Annotated in this window: 21 protein-coding genes, 1 tRNA gene, 1 pseudogene and 1 riboswitch; of the genes and pseudogenes, 11 read left to right on the top strand and 12 right to left on the bottom strand. The window is 71.2% G+C overall.

Features of this window, described 5'->3' with window-relative positions; all coding sequences use genetic code 11:
- Positions 1 to 5 precede the first annotated feature (5 nt).
- The 5 genes from JJI54_RS21910 to JJI54_RS21890 are packed head-to-tail and all read right to left on the bottom strand — an operon-like array spanning position 6 to position 5501.
- On the bottom strand, positions 6 to 980 hold the full coding sequence (locus JJI54_RS21910; protein ID WP_203075192.1) for an ABC transporter ATP-binding protein: 975 nt from the start codon (positions 978 to 980) through the stop codon (positions 6 to 8).
- Positions 977 to 1990, bottom strand: a complete 1014-nt coding sequence (locus JJI54_RS21905) for an ABC transporter ATP-binding protein (RefSeq protein WP_203075191.1) — start codon at positions 1988 to 1990, stop codon at positions 977 to 979. Before JJI54_RS21905 ends, JJI54_RS21910 begins: the two co-directional genes overlap by 4 nt.
- A complete protein-coding gene (locus JJI54_RS33005; protein WP_203075190.1) occupies positions 1990 to 2850 on the bottom strand; it encodes an ABC transporter permease in 861 nt (286 codons plus the stop codon). The genes JJI54_RS21905 and JJI54_RS33005 overlap by 1 nt, the downstream gene beginning before the upstream one ends.
- Complete coding sequence (locus tag JJI54_RS21895) at positions 2837 to 3814, bottom strand: ABC transporter permease (protein WP_164697220.1); 978 nt, start codon at positions 3812 to 3814, stop codon at positions 2837 to 2839. Before JJI54_RS21895 ends, JJI54_RS33005 begins: the two co-directional genes overlap by 14 nt.
- Before the next feature lie 7 nt (positions 3815 to 3821).
- The gene (locus JJI54_RS21890; RefSeq protein WP_203075189.1) at positions 3822 to 5501 is read right to left on the bottom strand and encodes an ABC transporter substrate-binding protein; all 1680 of its coding nucleotides are present in this window, start codon (positions 5499 to 5501) and stop codon (positions 3822 to 3824) included.
- A 184-nt stretch (positions 5502 to 5685) separates the two neighbouring features.
- Between JJI54_RS21890 and JJI54_RS21885 the strand changes: the two genes are divergently transcribed.
- The gene (locus JJI54_RS21885; protein ID WP_203075188.1) at positions 5686 to 7425 is read left to right on the top strand and encodes a M28 family metallopeptidase; all 1740 of its coding nucleotides are present in this window, start codon (positions 5686 to 5688) and stop codon (positions 7423 to 7425) included.
- On the top strand, positions 7422 to 8813 hold the full coding sequence (locus tag JJI54_RS21880; RefSeq protein WP_203075187.1) for a M20 family metallopeptidase: 1392 nt from the start codon (positions 7422 to 7424) through the stop codon (positions 8811 to 8813). The genes JJI54_RS21885 and JJI54_RS21880 overlap by 4 nt, the downstream gene beginning before the upstream one ends.
- Before the next feature lie 3 nt (positions 8814 to 8816).
- On the opposite strand, the gene JJI54_RS21875 is transcribed toward JJI54_RS21880, so the two are convergent.
- Positions 8817 to 9404 (bottom strand): carboxymuconolactone decarboxylase family protein, encoded by a 588-nt coding sequence (locus tag JJI54_RS21875; RefSeq protein WP_203075186.1) that lies wholly within the window; start codon positions 9402 to 9404, stop codon positions 8817 to 8819.
- A 121-nt stretch (positions 9405 to 9525) separates the two neighbouring features.
- Between JJI54_RS21875 and JJI54_RS21870 the strand changes: the two genes are divergently transcribed.
- From JJI54_RS21870 to JJI54_RS21860, 3 genes and pseudogenes are all read left to right on the top strand, one after another.
- Positions 9526 to 10428: a dienelactone hydrolase family protein gene (locus JJI54_RS21870; RefSeq protein WP_203075185.1), complete on the top strand. Its 903-nt coding sequence runs from the start codon at positions 9526 to 9528 to the stop codon at positions 10426 to 10428.
- Between the two features lie 123 nt (positions 10429 to 10551).
- Positions 10552 to 11517: pseudogene (locus tag JJI54_RS21865) on the top strand (GGDEF domain-containing protein); the annotation flags it as partial.
- A 116-nt stretch (positions 11518 to 11633) separates the two neighbouring features.
- Positions 11634 to 12401, top strand: coding sequence for an EAL domain-containing protein (locus JJI54_RS21860; RefSeq protein WP_318987552.1), 768 nt, complete (start codon positions 11634 to 11636; stop codon positions 12399 to 12401).
- A 21-nt stretch (positions 12402 to 12422) separates the two neighbouring features.
- Here the strand turns inward: JJI54_RS21860 and yghU are convergent, their stop codons facing one another.
- On the bottom strand, positions 12423 to 13298 hold the full coding sequence (gene yghU / locus JJI54_RS21855) for a glutathione-dependent disulfide-bond oxidoreductase (RefSeq protein WP_203075183.1): 876 nt from the start codon (positions 13296 to 13298) through the stop codon (positions 12423 to 12425).
- 125 nt (positions 13299 to 13423) lie between these two features.
- Here yghU and mbfA point away from each other — a divergent pair, with 125 nt between their 5' ends.
- From mbfA to JJI54_RS21825, 6 genes are all read left to right on the top strand, one after another.
- On the top strand, positions 13424 to 14413 hold the full coding sequence (gene mbfA, locus JJI54_RS21850) for an iron exporter MbfA (protein WP_203075182.1): 990 nt from the start codon (positions 13424 to 13426) through the stop codon (positions 14411 to 14413).
- A gap of 61 nt (positions 14414 to 14474) precedes the next feature.
- Positions 14475 to 14560, top strand: a tRNA-Leu gene (locus JJI54_RS21845).
- Positions 14561 to 14734: 174 nt separating this feature from the next.
- Entirely contained in the window at positions 14735 to 14956 is a 222-nt protein-coding gene (locus tag JJI54_RS21840; RefSeq protein ID WP_203075181.1) for a hypothetical protein, read from the top strand.
- A 75-nt stretch (positions 14957 to 15031) separates the two neighbouring features.
- On the top strand, positions 15032 to 15751 hold the full coding sequence (gene otsB / locus JJI54_RS21835) for a trehalose-phosphatase (RefSeq protein ID WP_203075180.1): 720 nt from the start codon (positions 15032 to 15034) through the stop codon (positions 15749 to 15751).
- Positions 15748 to 17157 carry an alpha,alpha-trehalose-phosphate synthase (UDP-forming) gene (locus tag JJI54_RS21830; RefSeq protein ID WP_203075179.1) on the top strand — a complete coding sequence of 470 codons (1410 nt, stop codon included), beginning with the start codon at positions 15748 to 15750 and terminating at the stop codon, positions 17155 to 17157. Before otsB ends, JJI54_RS21830 begins: the two co-directional genes overlap by 4 nt.
- A 51-nt stretch (positions 17158 to 17208) precedes the next feature.
- Positions 17209 to 18438: an MFS transporter gene (locus JJI54_RS21825; RefSeq protein ID WP_203075178.1), complete on the top strand. Its 1230-nt coding sequence runs from the start codon at positions 17209 to 17211 to the stop codon at positions 18436 to 18438.
- Positions 18439 to 18459: 21 nt separating this feature from the next.
- Here the strand turns inward: JJI54_RS21825 and JJI54_RS21820 are convergent, their stop codons facing one another.
- The 5 genes from JJI54_RS21820 to JJI54_RS21800 form a co-directional block, all read right to left on the bottom strand.
- The gene (locus JJI54_RS21820) at positions 18460 to 20445 is read right to left on the bottom strand and encodes a TonB-dependent receptor plug domain-containing protein (protein ID WP_203075177.1); all 1986 of its coding nucleotides are present in this window, start codon (positions 20443 to 20445) and stop codon (positions 18460 to 18462) included.
- 157 nt (positions 20446 to 20602) lie between these two features.
- Positions 20603 to 20836: riboswitch (cobalamin riboswitch) on the bottom strand.
- Positions 20837 to 20888: 52 nt separating this feature from the next.
- On the bottom strand, positions 20889 to 21512 hold the full coding sequence (locus JJI54_RS21815; protein WP_203075176.1) for an exopolysaccharide biosynthesis protein: 624 nt from the start codon (positions 21510 to 21512) through the stop codon (positions 20889 to 20891).
- 82 nt (positions 21513 to 21594) lie between these two features.
- Complete coding sequence (locus JJI54_RS21810; protein WP_203075175.1) at positions 21595 to 22203, bottom strand: exopolysaccharide biosynthesis protein; 609 nt, start codon at positions 22201 to 22203, stop codon at positions 21595 to 21597.
- A gap of 173 nt (positions 22204 to 22376) precedes the next feature.
- On the bottom strand, positions 22377 to 23192 hold the full coding sequence (locus tag JJI54_RS21805; RefSeq protein WP_203075174.1) for an enoyl-CoA hydratase: 816 nt from the start codon (positions 23190 to 23192) through the stop codon (positions 22377 to 22379).
- 78 nt (positions 23193 to 23270) lie between these two features.
- Complete coding sequence (locus JJI54_RS21800) at positions 23271 to 24251, bottom strand: Bug family tripartite tricarboxylate transporter substrate binding protein (protein WP_203075173.1); 981 nt, start codon at positions 24249 to 24251, stop codon at positions 23271 to 23273.
- Positions 24252 to 24285 lie beyond the last annotated feature (34 nt).

Raw genomic sequence — 24285 nt, 5'->3', positions numbered from 1 at the left:
GGTCCTCACACCAAATGGCAGGCGGCCATGCGGCCGGGCGCGATGCTGCGGAGCGCGGGTGCTTCCTCCGCGCAGCGGGGCATGGCGAGGGGGCAACGGTCGCGGAAGGCACAGCCGCTGGGCTGGTTCACCTGGTCCGGCAGCCCGCCCTGGATGGGCAGCGCGCCGCGATCCTGATCGACGCGCGGCACCGGCACGGCGGCGACCAGGGCGCGGGTGTAGGGATGCGCCGGCGCGGCGATGATCTCCGCCGTCGGGCCGGATTCCACCACGCGGCCGAGATACATCACCGCCACCTCCTCGCAGACATAGCGGATCAGGGCGAGGTCGTGGCTGATGTAGATGGCGGCGAGCTGCAATTCGTCCCGCGCGCGGCGCAGCACGTTCAGCACGCCGGCGCGGACGGAGACATCGAGCATCGAGACCGGCTCATCCGCGATGATGGCGCGGGGATGCGCGACGAGGGCGCGGGCCAGCACCACGCGCTGCAACTGCCCGCCGGAGAGTTCATGCGGATGGCGGTCGAGATAGGCCTCGGCGGGGTCGAGGCGCACGCGCGCCATGGCCTCGCGGATGCGGGCATCCTGCTGGTCCGGCGGGATGCCGAAGTTGCGCAGTGGCTCCGTCAGCGTGCGGCGGATGGTGAAGCGGGGGTTCAGCGCATCGAAGGGGTTCTGGAACACCAGCTGCACGCTGGACCAGAAGGGCAGCAGCGCCTTGCCGCGCAGCGCCGTCACGTCCTGGCCATCGAAGAGCACGCTGCCCGACGTCACCTCCTCCAGCCGCAGCAGCAGTCGCGCCGTGGTGGTCTTGCCGCAGCCGCTTTCGCCGACGATGCCGAGCGCGCGGCCCGCGCCAACGCCGAGCGTGACGCCATTGACGGCGCGCACCATGGGCCGGTGGCCGCGCAACAGGTCGGAGAGGCGGCGCGAGGCCGGGAAGGCCTTCGTCAGATCATTCGCGGCGATGACGGGCGTCATGCGACGACACCCGCCCAGGTCTCGGCGCGCGCGGCTTGCGGGCGCAGCGAAGCGGCCTCCGCGCTGCGCCAGCAGGCTGCATGGTGGTCCGGCGCGTCCTCGACCAGGGGCGGGTCATCCGCACAGCGCGCCACCGCGAAGGGGCAGCGGGCGGCGAAGCGGCAGCCCTGGGGCGGGTTGAGCAGGGAGGGGGGAGAACCCTCGATGGGGACGAGTTCGCCGCCCGCGCGTTCCAGGTCCGGGAAGGCGTTCATCAGCCCCATGGTGTAGGGGTGCAGCGGCGCTTCCAGCACGGCCCGGACGGGGCCGGATTCGACCACGCGGCCGGCATACATCACCACGACGCGGTCGCAGGCATAGGCAACGACGGCGACATCATGCGTCACCAGAATCATCGCCAGGCCGAGCCGCGCCTGGAGATCCTTCATCACGTCCAGCACCTGGCGCTGCACGATGACGTCCAGCGCCGTCACCGGCTCATCCGCGATCATCAGCGCGGGGTCGAGGGCGAGGGCCAGGGCAATGGAGGCGCGCTGGCGCATGCCGCCGGAGAACTGGTGCGGCCAGTCGCGCAGGCGCTTGGGATCGAGGCCGACGAGGGTGAACAGCGCCTCCGCCCGCGAGGCCGCCGCGGCGCGCAACAGGCCGCCGCGTTCGGTGAGCACTTCCATCAGCTGCGAGCCGACGCGCTGCACCGGGTCCAGCGCATTCATCGCGGTCTGCGGCACGAAGGAGAGGCGGCGCCAGAGCAGTTCCTTCCGTGCCTTGTCAGGCAGCGTCACCAGGTCCTGGCCCTCGAACATCGCCGACCCCGCGGCGATGCGGGCGCTGCGCGGCATCACGCCCATCAGCGCGCGGCCCAGGGTGGACTTCCCGCAGCCGCTTTCGCCGACGAGGCCCACGATGGAGCGCGGTGGCACATCGAAGCTGGCGCCATCCACGGCGCGCACCGGGCCGGCCGCGGTGGCGTAGTGGACGGCGAGGTCGCGGACGGAGAGGAGGCTCGCCATCAATCCCCCAGCTTCGGAAAGAGCAGCTTCTCCGACCCCCGGCTGACCAGGAAGCCGGCGAGGACCAGTGCCACGATGCAGAGGCCCGGCGGGATGAACCAGTTCCAGGCCTCCCGCGACAGGGCCTGGTTGGCGAAGGCATCCTGCAGCATCAGGCCCCAGGAGATGGCGGCGGGATCGCCGAAGCCGAGGAAGGAGGCCGAGGCCTCCGTCAGGATCGCCCAGCCCACCGCGATGGAGCCGTAGAGCGCCGCCAGCGGCGCCACCTGCGGCGCGATATGGACGAAGATGATGCGCATCGGCGAACAGCCCGTGACGCGCGCGGCCTCCACCCATCCGCGTTCGCGCAGCGACAGGACCTGGGACCGGATGACGCGGGCCGTGTTGGGCCAGAGCATCAGCGCGACGGAGGCGACCAGCGTGACGGTGCCTGGCCGGGTCAGCGCCGAGATGACGAGGACGAACGGAAGAAAGGGCAGGCCGAGCACGATGTCGGAGAGCCGCATGATGATGCGGTCTACCCAGCCGCCGAGATAGCCGGCCAGCAGCCCCATCAGCGAACCCAGGAACACCACGCAGAAGGCCGCGGTGACGCCGACCGTCAGCGCGGAGCGCGTACCATGGACGAGCTGGGAGAAGATGTCCCGCCCGCCCGCCGTGGTGCCAAGGTAATGGGTGGCCGAGGGCGGGAGGTAGCGCGCCACGCGATAGGCGCCGCTGAACAGGATCTGCCGCGGATCATGGGTCGCGATCTGGTCGGCGAAGATCGCGAGCACGATGAACAGCGCATAGATGCTGATGCCCACCAGCGCGAAGGGCTGGCTGCGCAGGAAGGCGAGGGTTGCCCTAGCGGCGCGCACCGACCGACACCCTCGGATCGAGCCAGGCATAAAGCAGGTCGGCCACCATGTTCATCGTCACCAGCACCGCCGCGATCAGGATGAAGGCTCCCTGCGCCAGCGGGTAGTCCGCCCCCTGCACCGCGGAGACCAGCACGCGGCCGAGCCCGGGCCAGGAGAACACCGTCTCGATCACCACATTGCCCCCGAAGGAACTGCCGAGGCCGAGCGCGAAGGCGGTCGCCACCGGCAGCAGCGCGTTGCGCGCCGCGTGGCGCATCACGATCGCCCAGCGGGAGAGGCCCTTCATGCGGGCCATGACGATGAACTCGTCATTCAGCACTTCCAGCATCGTGGCGCGCATCAGCAGCAGGGGCAGCCCTTGCAGGTAGAGCGCCAGGGTCAGCGCCGGCAGCACGAGGTGCCAGAGGAAATCGGCGGAAGTCAGCCGCGCCCATTCGGAGGTGAATTCCGACCCGGCCTCGTTCGCGCCGGACGAGGGAAAGATGCCCCAGGCGAAGGAGAGCCAGGCCAGCAGGATCATGCCGAGCCAGAATTCCGGCGCGGCGCGCGTGATCAGCGCGGCGGGGATGGCGATGCCTTCCGTGACGGAACCGCGGGCGAAGGCCAGGAAGGCGCCGGCGATGATGCCGAAGGCATAGGCGATGACCAGCGCCGTCACCGTCAGCGCCACCGTGTTCGGCAGCGCATCCAGCAGGATGTCCAGCACCGGCTTCTTCTGCAGGAAGGAGACGCCGAGGTCGCCCCGCAGCAGGCTGCCGAGGTAGAGGACGTATTGCTCCGGCAGCGGGCGATCGAGCCCGAAGGAGGTCAGCAGGGCCGCGCGCATCTCCTCGCTGAATGATTCCGAGAGGAAGTTCAGCGTGGGATCGCCCGGCATCAGCCGGAACATGACGAAGGTCAGGGACGCCACCGCCCAGAGGACGAAGATGGCGTGCCCCAGCCGCCCGAGGACGCGCTTCAATGCAGGATCACTGGTAGGGCGTCGTCGTTTCGCGCACGCCGCTGGGATAGTGCAGGCGGTTGCCGACCATGCGGTAGCCCGCTTCCTGCAGCAGCCGCCGCGCGCCCTCCAGATTGCCGCCGGGCACGCGGCCCTCGATCCCGCGGTCGTGCCAGGCGGCGAGCGCCGGGGAGACCATGGAGTTGGAGGGAACCGCCTGGCCGTTCCAGGCGGCGCCGGCCATCATCTCCCGGTTCACCGCAGCCGACAGCGCGCGGCGGAAGGCGGCATCGCTGAAGGGCGGGCGGCGGAGATTCATGCCGACGAACTGGAAGCCGATATCGACCTCCTCCCGCACCGCGATCATGTTGGGCAGCTGCCGCGCCATGGTCTTCACCAGGTCGGGGTCGCCGAAATAGTCGGCCAGCACGTTGATCTCGCCACGGCGGAGCGCGCCGAGCGTTGCTTCCGTGTTGAGGATGATGCGCATGATCCAGCGATCGGCCTTGGGGCGCGCCCAATGGTTCGGGTTCGCCTCCAGCACCACTTCCTCATTCACGCGGGAGCGGACGAAGCGGTAGGGGCCGGAGCCCACGGGCCGTTCCTCAACATAGGATTCGAGGTTCTGCGGACGGTTCAGGTAGTACTGCACCACCGGCGCCCAGATGCGCTTGGAGACGATGTTGAGCTTGGCCAGCACGGCGATGCGGAAGGCAGCGTCCGGGCGCTTCAGCACGAAGCGCACGGTGCGGGCATCGGTGGCGGTGACGGAGGCGATGTTCTGCACGAAGGGCTTGTACATCGGCGATTCGTCGCCCATGCCCGGTACCTCGTAGGAGAAGACGACATCCTCCGTCGTCACCGGCGTGCCGTCGTGATGCGTCATGCCCTGGCGGATGACGCAGTCGATGGTGAGCGGATCCACCTGCGTCACGCGCTCCGCCGCCCAGGGCTGCGGCAGGCCATCGGGGCCGACGCGCATCAGGCGATCCCAGACCAGGTCCGTTACCCAACTGTCCGGCGCGCCGCTGACATAGAAGGGGTTGGTCGCCTTCACCGGTTCCGTGGAGTTGACGATGATGTCGCGCTGGCGGCCGGTAGGCTGCAGGCTGATCCAGTTCCAGAAGTTGCGGATGCCGAGCCCCGCCTGGTTCACCGCGCTGCCTTCCGCGAAGACCTGCTTGTTGAAGGCCTGAAGGTTCACGGGGTGCACGAGGAAGGCATAGGGCTGGTCGCGGTTCACGACCTCCTGCACCTCCCGCACGATGGCAGCGCGGCGGGTCTGGTCCATCTCGCTCCGCTGCGCTTCCGCCAGGCGGTCATAGTCGGGATTGCTGTAGCCGACGAAATTGTAGCCGGTGGCGATGTTGGCGGAGTGCAGGAGGTTGTAGACCATCTCATCGGGGTCGCCGCGCTCCGGCCGGCCGACCATCTGCCACATGGTGAAGTCCCAGCGCTGGCGTTCGTACCAGACCACCTGGCTCATCTGCTGGTTGGGCAGGGGGCGCAGTTCCACCTGCAGGCCGAGCTTGCGCCATTCCTGGGCGATCAGCTCCGCCGCCTGGTAGGCCGCCGGCGCCGCGGCCTGCGGGCGGGTGATGAGGACGAGGGGCCGGATCGGGTCGCCGGGCGCGCCCTGGGCCAGGGCGGGCAGGCGCGGCAGGGCGGTCAGCGCGGTGGCGGCGAGCAGGACGGAGCGGCGGTTCATGGGCGGCATCCTCTGACGTCGCGGGGAGTGCAGCACATTCCGTGCCGCCTCGGCCATGGGGTATGCGCGGTGATTCGCACATCGGTCGCGCCGATCACTGCCTTGCCGCGCCGTCATCACGCGCGGGCACGGCTTGCGCGACCCGCGGCGCGGTGCTGCCATCGGCGGAGCAGGAGGCCGCACCATGCCGATCACCGCCGACGAACAGGGTTTCCTCGATGCCGTCACGCTCGACGCGCCCTGGGACCTGGTCACGACCTTCGCGGGCATGCATCGCTGGAAGCCCGATGACGTGAACAAGGCGGCCGCGGTCATCGTGGACCGGCTGCGCCGCCACGGCATCCCGGTGGAGGTGCACCAGCCGGAGATCTGCCTCTCGATTCCGCATGATGCCTCCGTCACGGCCAATGGCGTGCGCTACCGCGCCAAGCCGCCTTCCTCCGCGCTGCATGTGCCGGAGGGGCGGACGGCGAAGCTGGTCAAGCTGAAGGCCAACCCGAAGGCGTTGCGGTCCTACAGCCGCGACATCGGGCTGCTCTTCGGCGGATCGATCGGATCGGTGGAGGAGGTGCGCCGGAAGATCGGCGGCTGCATCGTGGTGATGGAGGGCTTCGGCAATCCCGCGCTGACCAGCCTGATCGAGGAATGGGGCGGCGTCGGCCTGATCGCCGTCAATCCCGGCATCGACATCCATTGGGGCACCTGCACCACCATCTGGGGCAGCCCGGACCTGCACGACCTGCCGCGCAAGCCGAAGATCCCCGTGGTGGCGGTGAACAACCCCGATGGCCAGGCGCTGATGGCGCTGGCGGAGGCGGGCGGGGAGGCGACGATCCGCACGGTGATGGAGGAAGGCTGGTTCCCGCAATCCATCCCCGTCGTCACCATCCCCGGCACCGAGGAGCCGGAGAAGTTCGTCCTGCTGCACGGCCACTATGACAGCTGGGAAGTGGGTGTCGGCGACAACGCCACGGGCGATGCGACGATGCTGGAGATCGCGCGCGTGCTCTGGGCGAAGCGCGGATCGCTGAAGCGCAGCGTGAGGATCGCCTGGTGGCCGGGGCATTCGACCGGCCGCTATGCGGGCTCCACCTGGTTCACCGATGCCTTCGCGCAGGATCTCGATGAGAACTGCCTGGCGCAGATCAATTGCGACAGCCCGGGCTGCCGATGGGCGACCTCCTACCACCAGACCCGCGCCTTCACGGAAAGCGCCGCGCTGGCCGCGGGCGCGATCCGGGACGTGGTGCCGGATGCCGACATCAGATGCATCCGCCCGCCCCAGGCCGGCGACTACTCCTTCAACAATATCGGCCTGCCGAGCTTCTTCATGCTGTCCAGCACGATGCCGGAGGCGCTGCGGCGGGAGAAGAACTACTACGAGGTCTCCGGCTGCGGGGCGAACATCGCCTGGCATACGGAGAACGACACGCTGGAGATCGCGGATCGCGACATCCTGCTGGTGGACATGAAGATCTACCTGCTGTCGGTGCTGCGCATCGCGAATGCCGAGGTGCTGCCCTTCGACTGGTCCGCGACCTGCGACGAGTTCGACGCGACCATCGCGCAGTATGAGGGTGCCTCCAGGGGCATGGCGGACCTCTCGCCGGCCAAGGCGGCGGTCGCGGGGCTGCGGGAGGCGCTGGCCGGGCTGGGCGGCGCGCCCGTCCCGGTGCGCAACGCGGCGCTGCAGGACCTGTCGCGCATCCTCGTGCCCATCAACTATACGCGGGAGGCGCGCTTCGCGCATGATCCCGCCTATACGGTGCCGCCCCTGCCGACGCTGGCCGTGGCGGCGGAGCTGCCGGCGCTGGACGCGGCGCTGGCGAAGCCCGCCATGGTGGAGCTGATGCGCGGCCAGAACCGCTTCGTGGCCGCGCTGCGGGCCGCCACGCGCCGCGTGCGCCAGGCGACGGGCGCATGAGCCGCGACGCCGCCATCGCCGCCGCGCGGGCGATGTTCGAGGATGGCAGCTTCCTCGCGATGCTGGAGCGCCGCATCGCCTGCCCGACCGCGAGCCAGGAGCCCGGCGCCGGCCCGCATCTGCTGCGCTACCTCGAGCAGGAGATGGCGCCGGACCTCACGCGCATCGGCTTCACCTGCACGGTGCATCCGAACCCCGCGGGCAAGGGCGGCCCCTTCATGATCGCGCGCCGCGTGGAGGATGCCGGGCTGCCGACCTTGCTGACCTACGGCCATGGCGACACGGTTCAGGGGCTCGACAAGGAATGGCATGAGGGGCTCTCGCCCTGGACCATCACGCCGCGCGGCGACCGGCTCTATGGCCGCGGCATCGTGGACAACAAGGGCCAGCACAGCGCGAACCTGGCGGCGCTGGAGGCCGTGCTGAAGACCCGGGGAAAACTCGGCTTCAACGTGACCTTGCTGCTGGAGATGAGCGAGGAGGTGGGATCGCCGGGCATCGACGAATTCGCCCGCGCGCATCGCGATGACCTCCAGGCCGATGTGCTGATCGCCTCGGACGGGCCGCGGCTGGTGCCGGATGTGCCGGCGCTGGTGCTGGGCACGCGGGGCGCGCTGGCGCTCGATTTGCGCGTGAAGTACCGGGAGGGCGGGCACCATTCCGGGAACTGGGGTGGGCTGCTCGCGAATCCCGGTATCCGCCTGGCCCATGCCATCGCCAGCATCATCGATCGCGATGGCAAGGTGCTGGTGCGGGATCTGGTGCCGGAGCGCATCCCGAACAGCGTGCGCGCCGCGCTCGCTTCCTGCCGCGTCGATGGCGGGGAGGATGGGCCGGAGATCAATCACTGGTGGGGCGAGCCCGGGCTGACCGCGGCGGAGAAGGTCTTCGGCTGGAATACCTTCGAGGTGCTGGCCTTCGAATGCGGCCATCCTCGGGCGCCGGTGAATGCCGTGCCGCCGGAGGCCTTCGCCCGCTGCCAGATCCGCTACACCGTGGATCGCCACCCCTCCACCTTCATCCCCGCCATCCGAAAGCACCTGACGGAAGCGGGCTTCGACGACGTGACGGTGGAGGCGGTGAAGCAGGGCGCGGAATGGGCGGCGACGCGGATGGATCCGGACGGGCCCTGGCCGCAGATGGTCGCGGCTTCCGTGCGCCAGACCACGGGCAAGGTGCCGATGATCGTGCCGAATGCCGGCGGGTCGCTGCCGAACGACACCTTCGCGGTCACGCTGGGGCTGCCGACGGTCTACCTGCCGCATTCCTACACCGGCTGTTCGCAGCACGCGCCGAACGAACACGCGCTGCGGCCGCTGATGCGGGAGGGGATGGAGATCATGGCCGGGCTGTTCTGGGACCTCGGCGAACAGCCCTGGCCGGCGTGATGCTCAGGCCGCCGGCGGCATGTCGCTGAAGCCGGGATCGGCGGGGAAGGGGGCTTCGACACCCGCGGGCAGCGGGATGCGATGCGCATTCAGCGCGATGCAGACCATGGTGTAGAAGCCGATCATCGCGGTCAGCTCCACCACGCCCCTTTCGCCCCAGCGCGCGGTGATGGCGGCGTGGCTTGCATCATCCGGCGCGCCATTCACCTGGATCTGGCGGGCGTATTCGTAGACCTCCCGCGCCGCCTCATCCCGGAAGGCGGGCGGCGCGCCGATGCGGATCGCCTCCACGACGGCGGGATCGATGCCGGCGCGGATCGCGGCGGCGCCGTGGAAGGCGAATTCCAGCTGGCTGTTCCAGCGCCGTCCCGCGACGATGATGGCGAGTTCCAGCAGCGGCTTCGGGACCACGGTGCGCAGCCGCAGCATGTCGCCCAGCTTCCACCAGGCCTCCGCCAGTTCGGGGCTGTGGATGTTGGCGCGCTGCGGGCCGACCATGCTGCCGGTGCCGCTCGCCATGATCCGGTCGCGGAGCGCGCGCTGCACCTCGTCCATCGCCTCGGGCTCGGGCAGCGTGATGCGCGGGGTCATGGCGTCGGTTCCTCCTTCGTGTTGCGGCGATCCAACACCGGATCGGCGCCGCCGGAAATCCCTGCGGACAGCCCGCGCGCGGCCCGTTATCCTGCGCGCCGCGAGCAGGAGGGAAACGGACATGCCCGACGGACAGGACGGCTTCGTGCCGCTGACCCAGGACCAGATCGACCAGCGCGTCTTCGACCTCTATGACGAATACTGCCATGGCCGGATGGATCGCCGGTCCTTCCTCGCGGCCTCCGCCGCCGTCACCGCGGGCGGGCTGCTGATGGCGCAGTCGCTGCTGCCGCGCTACGCGCAGGCGCAGACCATCTCCTTCACCGATCCGCGCATCAAGGCGACCTACGTCACCTATCCCTCGCCCGGCGGCAATTCGGGCACGATGCGCGGCTACCTGGTGCAGCCCACCGGCACGGGGCCCTTCCCGGCCGTGCTGGTCATCCACGAGAATCGCGGGCTCAACCCCTATATCGAGGATGTGGCGCGGCGCGCGGCGGCGGAGGGCTTTCTCGCCCTTGCCCCGGACGGGTTGTTCCCCGCCGGCGGCTATCCCGGCAATGACGATGACGGCCGCGCGCTGCAGGCGGGGCTGGACCAGGCGAAGCTGCGGCAGGACATGCTGAACAGCGCGCGCTTCCTGAAGGCGCACGCCCTGTCAGCCGGCAAGCTCGGCGTCACCGGCTTCTGCTGGGGCGGCAGCACGACGAACTGGCTGGCCGCGACCATGGGGGCGGAGATGCAGGCCGGCGCGCCCTTCTACGGCGCCGCGCAGCCGGCGGAGGCGGTGGCGCGCATCAAGGCGCCGCTGCTGATCCACTACGCGGAGAACGACGCCAACATCAACAACCTCTGGCCCGCCTTCGAGGTCGCGCTGAAGGCGAATGCCGTGCCGCATGAGGCGCATGTCTACCCGGGCACGCAGCACGGCTTCCACAACAACTCCACCCCCCGCTACCAGGAAGCGGCGGCGAAGCTGGCCTGGGACCGCACCCTGGCCTGGTTCAGGCGATACCTGGCGTGACGGGGCGCCCCGCCGAAGACGGGGCGCGATAACAGTTCCGCAATGTGGCGCGCGTAGGATGGGACGGACTACCCCGGTCCCTTCCGGCTTTGCCCTTCGCCCGCCGAGCATTCCGGAGTCCCGATGCCGCCTGCCCCCCTCCCCGCCGATGAGGCGGCGCGCCTTGCCGCGCTGCGCTCCTACGACGTGCTCGACACGGATGCCGACAGGGCACTCGACCAGATCGTCACGCTGGCGGCGGACCTGACGGGCAATCCGATCGCGCTCGTCTCCCTGGTCGATGAGGCGCGGCAATGGTTCAAGGCGGGGGTCGGCCTGCCGGTGCGGCAGACGCATCGCGACCACGCCTTCTGCGCCCATGCCATCCTGGCGCCGGCGGAGGCGATGGTGGTCGCGGATGCCACGCAGGATCCGCGCCTGCAGGACAACCCGCTGGTCACGGGCCCGCCCGGGCTGCGTTCCTATCTCGGCGTGCCACTCGTCGATGCGGAGGGCTTCGCCCTCGGCACGCTCTGCGTCCTCGACCAGGTGCCGAAGACGCCGGATGACCGGGCGGTGATGCTGATCCGCACGCTGGCGCAGGCCGTGGTCGCGAATCTCGAACTGCATCGCGCGCTGCGCCGGTCGGAAGCGGCGGCCCTGACGGATGAGGTGACGGGGCTGCCGAACCGCCGCGGCGTCACCGCCGCGCTGCATGCGGCGCTGGAGGACCGGCGCCCGGCGACGGTGATCGCGATCGACCTCGACCACTTCAAGGAAGCGAATGATTCCGCCGGCCATGCCGCCGGCGATGCGGTGCTGCGGGAAGTGGCGCAGCGGCTGCGCGGCAGCGTGCGGGGCAGCGATGTCGTGGGCCGGATCGGCGGCGACGAATTCGCCGTGCTGATGCTGGGCCTGGCGGATCGCGCGGCGGCGGCGGAGGCGGTGCGGCGCATCAGCGCCATCCTGCACAAGCCCGTGGCCTATGCCGGCATGACGCTGCGGCTGGGCGCGACATTGGGCGCCGCGATGGTGCCGGCCGATGCGGATGGCGCGGAAGCCGGGCTGCGCATGGCGGATGAGGCGATGGTGCAGGCTAAGCGGGCCGGCCGCGGCAGCATCGGCTGGGCCTGCCGGGCGGATGCGGAACGGGTGCAGCGGGTGGCCGCCATCGTGCGGGCCTTCGATGCCGATCTCGGCGGCGCCACCGTGCTGCCCGGGCCACGGTGCATCTGCAGCCCATCGTCGCGCTGCATGGCGCGCCGGGCGCGGTGGCGATCGAGGCGCTGGCCCGCTGGAGCCACCCGCAGCTGGGCGCCGTGCCGCCGGCGGAACTGTTCGGCGCCATCGGCCCGCTGCGCGCCTCCCGCCTCGGCGAGGCGGTGCGCGACCAGGCGCTGGCGGCACTCGCCGTGCTGCGCGGCAGCGGGCTGACCACCGCGCGGATCGCGCTCAACCTCTCGGCGGCGGAGGTCGCGCGCGCCGATATCGTGGAGCATATCGCGGACCAAGTGGAGCGCGCGGGCCTTGGGCTCGATGCCGTGGAGGTGGAGATCACGGAGGAGGTGCTGCTCGACCGCGTCAGCAACCGGACGCTGGACCAGCTGGCGGCGCTGCGCGGACGCGGCGCGAAGCTGGCGCTGGATGATTTCGGCACCGGCCATTCGGGCCTGGCGCAGCTGCTGCGGCTGCCGCTGGATGCCGTGAAGCTGGACAAGCGCTTCGTGCAGCGGCTTGGCACCGACCGGCGCGCGGAGGAGATCATCCGCGCCACCGTCTCCCTCGCCCATGGGCTCGGCATGACGGTGGTGGCGGAGGGCGTGGAGACGGCGCAGCAGGCGGCCATGGCGACCGCCCTGGGCTGCGACCGGGCGCAGGGTTTCCTCTATGCGCGGCCGATGGACCGGCAGGCGCTGTCCGATTGGCTGGCGGAACGCCTGCCCGCCGGGGGCGATGCCCCGGTGCCGCTGCGGCCGCGACGCGCGGCGGGCTGAGCGCCCACCGCGCGCCGGCATTCAGCCCTTCGCGGCCAGCTTGTCCTGCGTCTTCGTCTCGAAGTCGCTGGCGTCGTGGCGTTCATGCAGCTGGCTGGAAGGTTCGCCCTGCACGCGGTTCACCATGCGGCCGCGCCGCACCGCCGGGCGTTCCAGCAGCTGGTCGGCCCAGCGCTGCACATGCTTGTAGCTGGCCACGTCGAGGAATTCCGCCGCGCCATAGAGCCACCCCTTCGCCAGCCCGCCATACCAGGGGAAGATGGCCATGTCGGCGATGGTGTAGTCGGGGCCCGCGATGTATTCGGATTCCGCCAGGCGGCGATCCAGCACATCGAGCTGCCGCTTGGTCTCCATCGAGAAGCGGTCGATCGGGTACTGCATCTTCGTCGGCGCATAGGCATAGAAATGGCCGAAGCCGCCGCCGAGATAGGGCGCGCTGCCCATCTGCCAGAACAGCCAGGAGAAGGCTTCCGCCCGCGCGGTGCCGTCCTGCGGCAGGAAGGCGCCGAACTTCTCCGCCAGGTAGGTCAGGATCGCCCCCGATTCGAAGACGCGCACCGGCGTGGGCCCGCTGCGGTCCACCAGCGCGGGGATCTTCGAATTCGGGTTCACGGCCACGAAGCCGCTGCCGAACTGGTCGCCTTCCCCGATCCGGATCAGCCAGGCATCGTATTCGGCGCCGCCATGGCCGGCGGCCAGCAGCTCCTCCAGCATGATCGTCACCTTCACGCCATTCGGCGTGCCGAGCGAATAGAGCTGCAGCGGATGCCGCCCGACGGGCAATTCCTTGTCATGGGTCGGCCCCGCGATGGGGCGGTTGATGTTGGCGAAGCGCCCGCCATTGGCCTTGTCCCAGGTCCAGACCCGGGGCGGCGTGTAGTCAGCCTGATCAGTCATGAATCGCACTCCCGTCCTCGCGCTGCATGTGAGGCCGCGTGTAGTCTTGCGCCAGGGGCCCGCACCGCCAAGCGCGCCCCTTCCATCCGCGTCCAGGCTACGCACCAGCCCGAGGCTTTCGCCGCATGCGATCGATCCTGCCGTTCTTCTCCAGCGGTTCCCGCCGCTTCGACAGCCTGTCGTCGCGGGAGATCCTCTCCCTCGCCATCGGGGCGGAGGAGGAGGACAGCGCGATCTACGCCCTTTATGCCAGCCGGCTGCGGGACGAATACCCGGCCTCCGCCGCGGTGTTCGAGGCGATGGCCGCGGAGGAGAACGAGCATCGCCGCAAGCTGATCGACCTCTACCGCGCGCGCTTCGGCGACCTGATCCTGCCGATCCGGCGGGAACACATCGCCGATTTCTACGTGCGCAAGCCGGTCTGGCTGGTGGAGAATCTCGGCCTGGACCGGATCCGGGAGGAGGTGCGCGCCATGGAGCAGCAGGCGCTGGCCTTCTACCGCGCCGCCGCCGCGCGCACGACGGATGCGGAGGTCCGCAAGCTGCTGGGCGACCTGGCGGCGGCGGAGGCGCAGCATGACGACGACGCCGCGAAACTGTCGGCCGACCTGCTCGGCCGCGACGAGGCGGAGAAGGAGGAAGCGACCGCCAAGCGGCAATTCGTGCTGACCTGGGTGCAGCCCGGCCTGGCGGGGCTGATGGATGGCTCCGTCTCCACCCTCGCCCCCATCTTCGCCACCGCCTTCGCCACGCAGAACCCCTGGACCACCTTCCTGGTCGGGCTCTCCGCCTCCCTCGGCGCCGGCATCTCCATGGGCTTCACGGAAGCGGCGCATGACGATGGCAAGCTGTCCGGCCGCGGGGCGCCGTGGAAGCGGGGCATCGCCTCCGGCGTCATGACGGCGCTGGGCGGGCTGGGCCATGCGCTGCCCTACCTGATCCCGCATTTCTGGACCGCGACGGCGATCGCGCTGGCGGTGGTGTTCCTGGAACTCTGGGCGATCGTCTGGATCCAGCACCGCTACATGGAGACGCCGATCGGGCGGGCGATGTTCCAGATCCTGCTGGGCGGCGGGCTGGTGCTGGCGGCGGGCATCCTGATCGGCGGCGCCTGAGCGGGATGCTTGGCGCCTTGCGGGGCCTCTGCTAACTCGAACACCTGCCGCGACGGGCCTTGCGGGCGTGGCGAAATGGTAGACGCGACGGACTCAAAATCCGTTTCTGGCGACAGAGTGTCGGTTCGAGCCCGACCGCCCGCACCAACCCCGGACCCCCATTCTCCCATCATCGATGCCAGGCGACAGCGCCGGGGCCCGCCCCACCATGCTCGCGGTTTCGTGTGGACGCGGTCAATCTTTCGTGTATTGTATATGAAGTGCGGCCATGGAGGCCGCCCCGCGACCCCGAAACCGGCTTCGAGAACGGGCCCTCGTCCCATGAAGAACGCCTTCGTCAGCCGCCTTCGCCTGGGCCTGCGTGCCGGCAGCGCGGCGCTCGCCATCGCCATCATCTGGCTGCTCGTCGTGCAATTCGTGGCTGTCCTGGCCTGGGATGCCGGGTTCCTGACCCGCAAGGCGGCGCTGCTGCACTGGCTGGTGGTGGGCGTGCTGCCGCCGGCGCTGGCGATGTGGCAGACGAGGCTGCCCGAGGGCGCCTGAACCCCGCCAGGCCGCCCCTCACAAGCGCGTGGGGGGTGGCAAACCGGATCGGTGTTGCGGGGTTGGCCCCCCGCCATGGACCTCCCCCCGATCGCGCCAGACAGGATGGCGCTCTTCCTCGATTTCGACGGCACGCTGGTGGACATCGCCGAGCGGCCGGAAGCGATCGACGTGCCGCCGGGCCTGCCGGGGCTGCTGCTGCGCCTGTCGGCGCGGCTCGACGGCGCGCTGGCCGTGGTCTCCGGCCGGCCGATCCCGCAGCTCGATGCGCATCTGCCGGTGCCGATCGCCAAGGTCGGCGACCATGGCGGCGCGCTGCGCCTCGACCCCGCCGGGCCGGTGGAGGGCCCGCCCCTGGCGGCGCCGCCGGCTTCCTGGATCGGCCGCGCGCGGCTGCTGGCGGCAACCTTCCCCGGCGCCTTCATCGAGCCGAAGGACCACGGCTTCGTGCTGCATTACCGCCAGGCGCCGGAGGCCGCGGGCATGGCGCAGGGGCTGCTGGAGGCGCTGGTGGCGGAGGACCCCGACCGCTTCACGCTGATGCCCGCCCGCATGGCGTGGGAGGTGAAGCCCCGCGCCGTCTCCAAGGGCACCGCCGTCGCGGCGCTGCTGGCGCGCGCGCCCTTCGCGGGGCGGCTGCCGGTCTTCATCGGCGATGACGTGACGGATGAGGCCGGCATGGCCGCCGCGCGCGCCGCGGGCGGGCTCGGCCTTCGGCTGCAGGACAGCTTCGGCACGCCCTCCGTGCTGCGCGGCTGGCTGGCCCGCATGGCGGAGCCGGGTGACGCCCCATGAGCAGGCTTGTCATCGTGGCGAACCGGGTCCCGGACCCGAAGGAGACGGGCGCCGTCGCCGGCGGCCTGGCCGTGGCGCTGAAGGATGCGCTGGCGAAGCGGGATGCGCTGTGGTTCGGCTGGTCCGGCAGGACGGCGGCGGATACCGCCACCACGCCGCAGGAGGCGACGGTCGGCCAGACCGCCTATGCGCGCATCGACCTCGGCCATGACGACTACCGCCACTACTACCAGGGCTTCTCGAACGCCGCGCTGTGGCCGGTGCTGCATTACCGGCTGGGCGTGGCGCGCTTCGACCGGCTGGACTGGATCGGCTACCAGCGTGTCAACGCCGCCTTCGCCGCCGCGCTCGCGCCGCTGCTGCGGCCGGACGACACGATCTGGATCCACGACTTCCACCTGTTCCTGATCGCGAAGGAATTGCGCGCGCTGGGCTGCAGGCAGCGCATCGGCTTCTTCCTGCACGTGCCCTTCCCGCCGCGCGCCGTCTTCACCGGCCTGCCGCATGCGCATGACGTGCTGGCGGCCATGGACGCCATCGACGCCATCGGCATGCAGACGGAAGACGATGCGGAGAACCTGCGCGGCGCGCTGATCTCCCACGGCCATGCGGGGGCCGCGCTGCGCGTCGGCGCCTTCCCGATCGGCATCGATGCCACCGGCTTCGCCAACCTGGCGGCGCGGCTGGCCACGCAGAAGGAAGTCACGCGCCTGCGCGATTCGCTGGCGGGGCGGTCGCTGGCGATCGGCGTCGACCGGCTGGACTACACCAAGGGCCTGCCGCAGCGAATCGCGGGCTTCGGCGCGCTGCTGACGCGCTTTCCGAAGCATCGCGGCAAGATCACCTTCCTGCAGGTGGCGCCCGTCAGCCGCGGCGACGTGGCGCAGTACCGCGCGCTGCGGCGGGAACTGGATGAAAGCGTGGGTCGCATCAACGGCCAGATGGCGGAGCCCGACTGGGCGCCGATCCGCTACATCACGCGCGCGGTGGCGCGGCCGACGCTGGCGGGCTTCATGCGCATGGCGCGGATCGGCATCGTCACGCCGCTGCGGGATGGCATGAACCTGGTGGCCAAGGAATTCGTCGCGGCGCAGGACCCGGCCGACCCCGGCGTGCTGGTGCTGTCCCGCTTCGCCGGCGCGGCGCTGGAACTGGATGGCGCGCTGCTGGTCAATCCGCTCGATCCCGATGACATCGCGGAGGCGCTGGACGTCGCGATGGACATGCCGGCGGATGAACGGCTGGACCGCTGGACCCGCATGGCCGCGACGGTGCGCGCCAATACCGCCGCCGTCTGGTGCCGGCGCTTCCTGGCGGCGCTGGAGGGGGAGGAAGCGGTGGCGGAGGCCGGGCGCGCCGGCGGCACGCGGCTGAAGCGCCCCGCGAAGGCGCGCCGCGGGAGTTGACCGCCGGCCGCCTCCGGCCCCCACACTCCGGGGGACGGAACGGGGTGACCGATGCGGCTGCTGCAACCCCTTCGCGTTCCGGCGCTGGCCCTGCTCTGGGGCGGGCTGAGCCTCTCCGCCATCGGCGACCAGCTCTATGCCGTGGCGCTGAGCTGGATCGCGACGGATGTCTTCGGCCCCGCGGCCGGCTACCTGGGCGCGCTGCAGGCGCTGACGGTGCTGCTGGTGGCGATCCTGGCCGGGGGCATGGCGGACCGGTGGGACGCGCTGCGCTGCATGCTGGGCGCGGACCTGCTGCGCGCCGCGGCGCTGCTGGTGCCCATCGCGCTCGGCCTGGCGACGGGATCGCCGACGGCCATCGGGCTCGGCCTGGCGGTGGTGCTGCTGGCGGTGGGGCAGGCGCTGTTCCAGCCGGCGCTGCAGGCCATGCTGCCGCGGCTGGCGCGGGACAAGGCGCTGCTGCCGGCGGCCAATGCGCTGTTCGACGGCACGGAACGCAGCGCCCGGCTGGTGGGGCCCGGGCTGCTGGCCCTGCTGGCCGGGCTGCTGCCGATGATCCACTTCCTGACCATCAATGCCGCCAGCTTCCTGCTTTCCGCGGCGGCGCTGCTGGTCATCATGCGCCGCCACCGGCCGGACCCCGTGCCGCCGCGCGAAGCGCCGCGCGGCATCGGCATCCTGCGCGGCATCCGGGCGATGCGGCGGCATCCGCTGCTCGGCTATGTGCTGGCCGGCGCCGGGCCGCTGAACGGCGCCTGGTATGCGGTGTTCTTCCTGGGCCTGCCCCTGCTGCTGCAGCGGGACGGGCAGGGGATCGGCAGCTATGGCGTGCTGATCGCCACCTATGGCGCGGCCAACCTGCTATCCAACATCGTCTGCGGCAGCCTGGCCATGCCGGCGCGGCCGCAATTCCGCATGTTCGCCAGCAGCATGCTGGTGGGCGCGGGCATGGCCTGCTTCGCCGGCATCGGCGCGCTGCCGCCGGCCTGGCAATGGCCCGCCTGGCTGGCCGCCGCCTTCGCCAGCGGGCTGGCGGGGCCGCTGAAGGACATCCCCGTGGCGGTGCTGCGGCAGAGCCGCATCCCGGCGCCCGACATCCCCGCCGCCACCCGCGCGCAGATGGTGGCGAACAATGGCGGCACGCTGGTGGCGATGCTCGCCATGCCGTCGCTGATGCAGGGGGACCGGCTGGGCCCCGCCGTGCTGGGCTGCGGCGTCGTGGCCTTCGCCGTCGGCGCCATCGGCTTCATCCGCTTCGCGCGGTGGCGGGAGGCCGCGTGAAGGCCCCCCGCCGGCGCGCCGTCAGAAGGTGAAGCGCGTCCCCACCAGCAGGCTGCGGCCATAGGTGGTGAAGCCGTTGGCGGGCTCGTACCGGCTGTTGGTCAGGTTGCGGCCCTCCGCGAAGGCGGTGATGCTGTCCGTCACCCGGTAGCTGCCCGTCAGGTTCGCGACCGTGCCGGACTTGTTGTAGGTCAGCCCGCCGATGAAGGCGCCGCTGTTGCTGTAGGCCGCGGTTTCCGGCGAGGGGCCGGTGAACAGCACCTCCGGCGCGATGGTCAGGCGATCGGTCGGCGAGACGCGGGCGCTGACGGCCACGACGTTCTTCGGGCGCCGGGCGAGCGGCGCGCCCGTCACCTCGTCCCGCGTCTCCGTCGCCGTCCAGGCCACGCGGCCGTCGATCCAGGGGGCGGGCCGCATCGTCACGCCGATTTCGACGCCGCGCGACATGGCGCGTTCCACATTCGCGAGGCTGGTGAAGGTGGCGTTGAAGTTGATGAGGTTGCGGTACTGCGTGTCGAAATAGGTGACGTTGACCGTCGCCCCGTCCTCCCGCCCGAACAGGCCGAGATCCGTCTCCACCCCCGCTTCCCAGGAGAAGGAGGTCTCCGGCCGCAGGTCCGGATTGCCCTGGAAGGTCGTGCCGATGCGGCCGAAGCGCTGGTAGAGGGAGGGCGCCTTGAAGGCCGTGCCCGCCGCCAGGACCAGGCGCGAATTCACCTCCGGCACCGCCAGCACCGCGCCGGTGCGCCAGGAGAGGAAGCCGTCATAGTCATCCGCCAGGTCCTGGCGCAGCCCGGCCGAGAGGTCGAGCCGCCCGCCGACCTGGCCCTGGATGCCCGCATGCAGCGCGGTGGAGCGCGCGGTAGCGTTGGTGGTGGTGCGGAAGCTCGGCGAGCCTGAACGCTGGTCCACATCCTCCCGCTCATGCGTCACGCCGAAGGCCAGCGCCGATTGCGCGAAGGGGCCGACATCGCCCAGGCGGATGCGGTTGCCCCAGTCCAGCACCTGGCGTTCGCCGCGGAACAGGTCGTCCGTGCTGGCGGTGCTGCGGGCATCGGGCAGGTTGAGGTAGCGGCGGCGATCCTCGGTCAGCGCCAGGCGCAGCCCGGTGGTCCAGGCGCCGTCCAGCAGCGCCGTCTCCCCCCGCAGCTGGCCGTACCAGCGCCGGTCATTGCCCGTGTAGTTCGGGTCGTCGTTCGGGATGTTGTCGAGTTCGGTGCGGTTCTCGCGCCAGCGCAGCAGGCCTTCCACCCGCGTGCCGGCGGCCGGGTTCCAGCCGAAGCGGGCGGTGCCGGCGGCGGCGCGGAAATCCTCCGTCTCCCGCGTGTCGCGGGTGAAGCGGCGGGCGGTGGCGTCGGTGCCCTGCGTGGTCAGGCCCTGGCCCGCCACCATGTAGTCCCAGTCGCGCAGGCTGCCCGCGACGCCGAGCGTGCCGCGCGCCGTGCCCTGCGTGCCGCCCGCGATCTCGCCGAAGCCCTGGATCGGCGTATTGGCCGGCGCGCGGCGGGAGATCAGGTTGATGACGCCGCTGATGGCGCCCGATCCGTAGAGGGAGGAGCCGGGGCCGCGCACGACCTCGATCCGCTCGATGTCGCCCAGCAGCTCATTGCCGAAGTTGAAGGCGCCGTTGGGCTCCGACGGGTCGTTCACCGGCACGCCATCCAGCAGCACCAGCACGTGGCGGGAGGCACCGCCGCGGATGAAGGCGCTGGCCTGCTGGCCGATGCCGCCGGTCTGCACCAGGCGCAGCCCCGGCACGGTGGCCAGCGCTTCCGCCAGCGACTGGTAGCCGCGTTCCTCGATGTCCTGCCGCGTGATGACGGTGATGGCGGCGGGCACGCGGGTGGCGGGGGTGGGGATGCGGGTCGCGGTGACGATCGTCTCCGGCATCACGACGGTGGCCGGGCCGGTGGCCGGGGCGGCGGCTGGCGGCGTTGTCTGCGCGAGCGCGGGCAGGGTCAGGCCCAGCACCAGCGGTGCGGCCAGGTGGTTGATATAGCTTCGCATCGGGTCCCTCCGAGCGACTGGACGACATGCCCCGTCACGCCGCGAGGCATGCCGGGGCGGTTGGCGTCGTCGCCGCAGGCGGAGACGAGCGGCCGCGGGCCGGTCGGGGCCCGTTGCCTGTCGTTCCGTTGCGCCGGTGCACCCCGCCCGGCACGCGCGTGACGTCTCTGCGCCGGCCGGTCTCCTGGCTCACGGAGTGCCGGGGGAAGAACATCCCCGGTGCCCCCGCCGCCTTCTCAGGCCCCGTGGACCCAATGGCATGTGGCAGGGGCGCTCCGCCTACAGTTGCGGGGGCAGCCGCGGACTGGGCCGGCGCCCCGCCTTCGCGGGGGCTGGCCTTCGCGCGTTCCCGTTTCAGCCCTTGCGGGCCACCGGCGCATGACGGGACGCTAGCACCCCCCGCCGCGCCGCGACAATCCGCCGGGCCCGGTGGGCGATCCCGGTCAGAAGATCCAGCCGGCCGCCTTGATGGCGAACCAGACCATGGCGCCCAGCACCACGGTGGCGAAGGCGCAGCCCGCGATGGTCAGCGCCACGCCCCAGCCCGTGACCTTGCTGTCATGCTCGATCAGGCCGAGCGCCATGACGATGTTGCCGAAGGCCGGCGGGCCGTTGGTGCCCGGGCCCGGCAGGATCAGCATGATGGCGACATAGGCGGTCAGCCAGCCGATGATCCGTTCGCCGATCGCGCTGGTGAAGAAGCCGGGCCGCGGCCTGACATAGCGTTCGATCCGCCCGAGCCCCTTGGAGGAGGCGGAGGCGAGGCGCAGCAGGTCCGACCGCTTGATGGTCTGCCGCGCCAGGATCCCCGGCAGCTTCGGCACCCGCAGGCCGAGGCCCATCTGCACGCCCAGGATCAGCAGCGGCGTGCCGAAGACGCTGGCCATGCCGGGCAGCAGGCCGGGCAGCAGCAGCAGCAGCAGCAGCATGCCGAAGGCACGGTCGCCGAAGGCCGTCGCCATCTCGCCGAGGCTGATGCGCTCACCCGGGAAGGCGGCCGCGACTTCCGCGACGATGCGGGAGATCGGCGCGCTGTCGGCGGCCTGCGGCAGGTCCTCCGCCGTCATCGCGCACGGTCCCGGCCGGCATGCCGGGCAGGGGGGCGGGCGGGGGTGGCGGTACCGGGCGGCCCGCCGGTCGCGGCATGGGTCATGGCGATCCGATCAGGTGGTTGACGCCGGCGAGGAGGGCCCAGCCGAGCGTGACGAGGAGGGTGAGGCTGAGTGCCGCGGCCAGCAGGCCGAGCACCGCGCCGGCGGTGATGGTGACCGTGTCGTTCTCCATCACGCCCATGGCCATGATGAGGCAGGCCAGTGCCGGCGGGCCGTTGGTGAGGGGGGTGGGCAGGATGACGACCAGGCCCAGCAGCAGCACCCAGAGCCCGACCAGCCTTTCCCCGTTCCGGCTGGTGAGGGCGGAGGGGCGGGGGCGGACCATGCGCTCCACGCGCAGCATCCAGGGCATGGCGCGCGCCGTGACCTGGCGCAGCGCATCGCGGCTGAGGCGCCGCCGCGCCACGAAGCCGGGCAGGGCGGGGCGCGGGCGCCCGGCGGCCAGCTGGGCTGCCACCAGCATCATCGGCAGGCCCGCCACGGTGCTGAGCCCCGGCAGGTAGAAGGGCAGCAGGTTGGGAAGGGCGAAGATCACGATCAGCACGCCGAAGCCGCGCTGCCCCAGCGCCGCGGCGAGGTCGCCGAGCGTCAGGGTCTCCGTCGGCCAGTCCCTGGCGAGGGAGTCCAGCAGCGCGGAGACGGGCACGCCATGCGCAACCGCTGGCGATATGCCCTGGTGGTGGTCGATGACGCGGCAACTCCTATCCCGGACCCGGCCTCAGGCTCTTGCGGCCTTCCCTGTGGCGCGGCGATTAGCACGCCGCGCGGGGCGCCGACAGCACCGAAGACGGGCCTTCGGGCGCGAAAGGGCAACGATCCTCAGCGGCCGGTGAAGCGGGGCTTGCGCTTCTCCATGAAGGCCCGCCGGCCCTCCCGGTAGTCGGCGCTGTCGAAGCAGGCGGCGAAGGCGGCCTGCACGCCCTGCATGTCCCGCAGCGCCGGGTCCTGCGCCGCCGCGGCGATGGACAGCTTGGCGGCGCGCAGCGTCAGCGGGGCATTCGCCGCGATGGTCGCGGCCAGCTTCGCCACCGTGCCGTCCAGCAGTTCCACGGGCACGACATCATTCACCAGGCCGATGCGCTCGGCCTCCCACGCATCGATGCGGTCCCCGGTATAGAGCAGCATGCGCGCATGGGCCGGGCCGACCAGGCTGGTCAGCAGCTGCACCGTCCCGAAGCCGTAGGCGAGGCCGAGCCGCGCCGCCGGGATGCCGAATTGCGCATCCTCCGCCGCGATGCGGAGGTCCGCCTGCATGGCGAGGCCGAGCCCGCCGCCCAGGCAGAAGCCGCGGATCTTGGCGATGACGGGCTTGGGGAAGGCGGCCAGGGTCGCCCGCCCCGCCGCCGTCAGCTTCTCGTAGGCGCGCTGGGCATCCGCATCGGCGCGCTGGGCCTCGAACTGGCTGATATCGGCGCCGGAGACGAAGGCCTTGTCGCCGGCGCCTTCCAGCACGACCACCTGCACCGCCGGGTCCGCGGCGAAATGGTCCAGCGCCTGGCCCAGCCCCTCCCACATCGCCACCGACATGGCGTTGCGCTTTTCCGGCTGGTTGAACACCACCCGGCCGACCCCCTGGGCGCTGTCGGCCAGGATCCGGGACCCCGCGAGTTCAAGGGTCGTCCGAGCGTCGTCCATGCCACCCCTCCTCCGCGGATCATGCGCCGTCAGATGATCCTGGAGGGACAATTTGTCGTCGGGGTGGCAACGGAAACGTTACTCAGGCTGGAAATTGGCGATCCGCAGCAGCTCCGCGTTGCGGGCGACGTCGGCCACGATGAAGCGCTCGGCCTCCGCCACCGTCTCCGCCAGCGGTTCGAAGCCGAGGCCCGTCAGCCGCTCCACCACCGCGGTCTCCCGCATCCCCTCCACCAGCGCGGCGTTCATCCGCGCCACCAGCTCCGCCGGCACGGCGCGGGATGCCCAGACGCCGTACCAGGAATAGAATTCGAAGCCCGGCAGCCCGGCCTCCGCCAGGGTGGGCAATTCCGGCGCCAGCGGCGTGCGGGCGGCGGTGGCGATGCCGAGGCCGCGGAGCTGCCCGCCGCGGATCATCGGCAGGGTGGCCAGCACGGGGTCGAACATCAGGTGGGCGTTGCCCGCCGCCACGTCGGTCAGCGCCGGCGCGGTGCCGCGATAGCCCACGATCTCGATATTGGCGCCGGTCACGCGGTTGAACTCGATGGTGCCGAGATGGCCGGCGGAGCCGAGGGAGGAGGTCGCGAAGGACCATTGCGCGGGGTTGCGCTTCGCGGCCTCCACGATCTCCGGGATCGTCCGCTGCGGGCGGGAGGGCGACATGACCAGCACCAGCGGCCCGCGGGCGGTGCGCGCCACCGGGACGAAATCCGCGACGGGGTCGTAGGGCACGTTGCGCATGACGTGCCGCGCCATGACGTGGATCGAGGCCGAGCCCAGGATGGTGTAGCCATCCGCCGGGGCCTGCAGCATGGCCTGGCTGCCGACCTGGCCATTGGCGCCGGAGCGGTTCTCCACCACCACGGAAACGCCCAGCTTCTCCCCGATCTTCTGCGCGGCGAGGCGGGACATGGCGTCCGTCGCGCCGCCGGGGGGGTAGGGGACGATCATGCGGATGTTGCGGTTGGGCCAGGCGCCCTGGGCGTGCACCGCGGGGGCGGCCAGGGGCACGGCCAACAGGCCGCTGGTTGCCATCAGGATGCCACGCCTGCCGATCATTGCCCTGTCCCCTGTTCCCGGTGCGGGCGCAATC

Source organism: Falsiroseomonas ponticola, assembly GCF_016805305.1.
Lineage (GTDB): Bacteria > Pseudomonadota > Alphaproteobacteria > Acetobacterales > Acetobacteraceae > Falsiroseomonas > Falsiroseomonas ponticola.
This window is presented reverse-complemented; position numbering and strand designations above follow the sequence as displayed.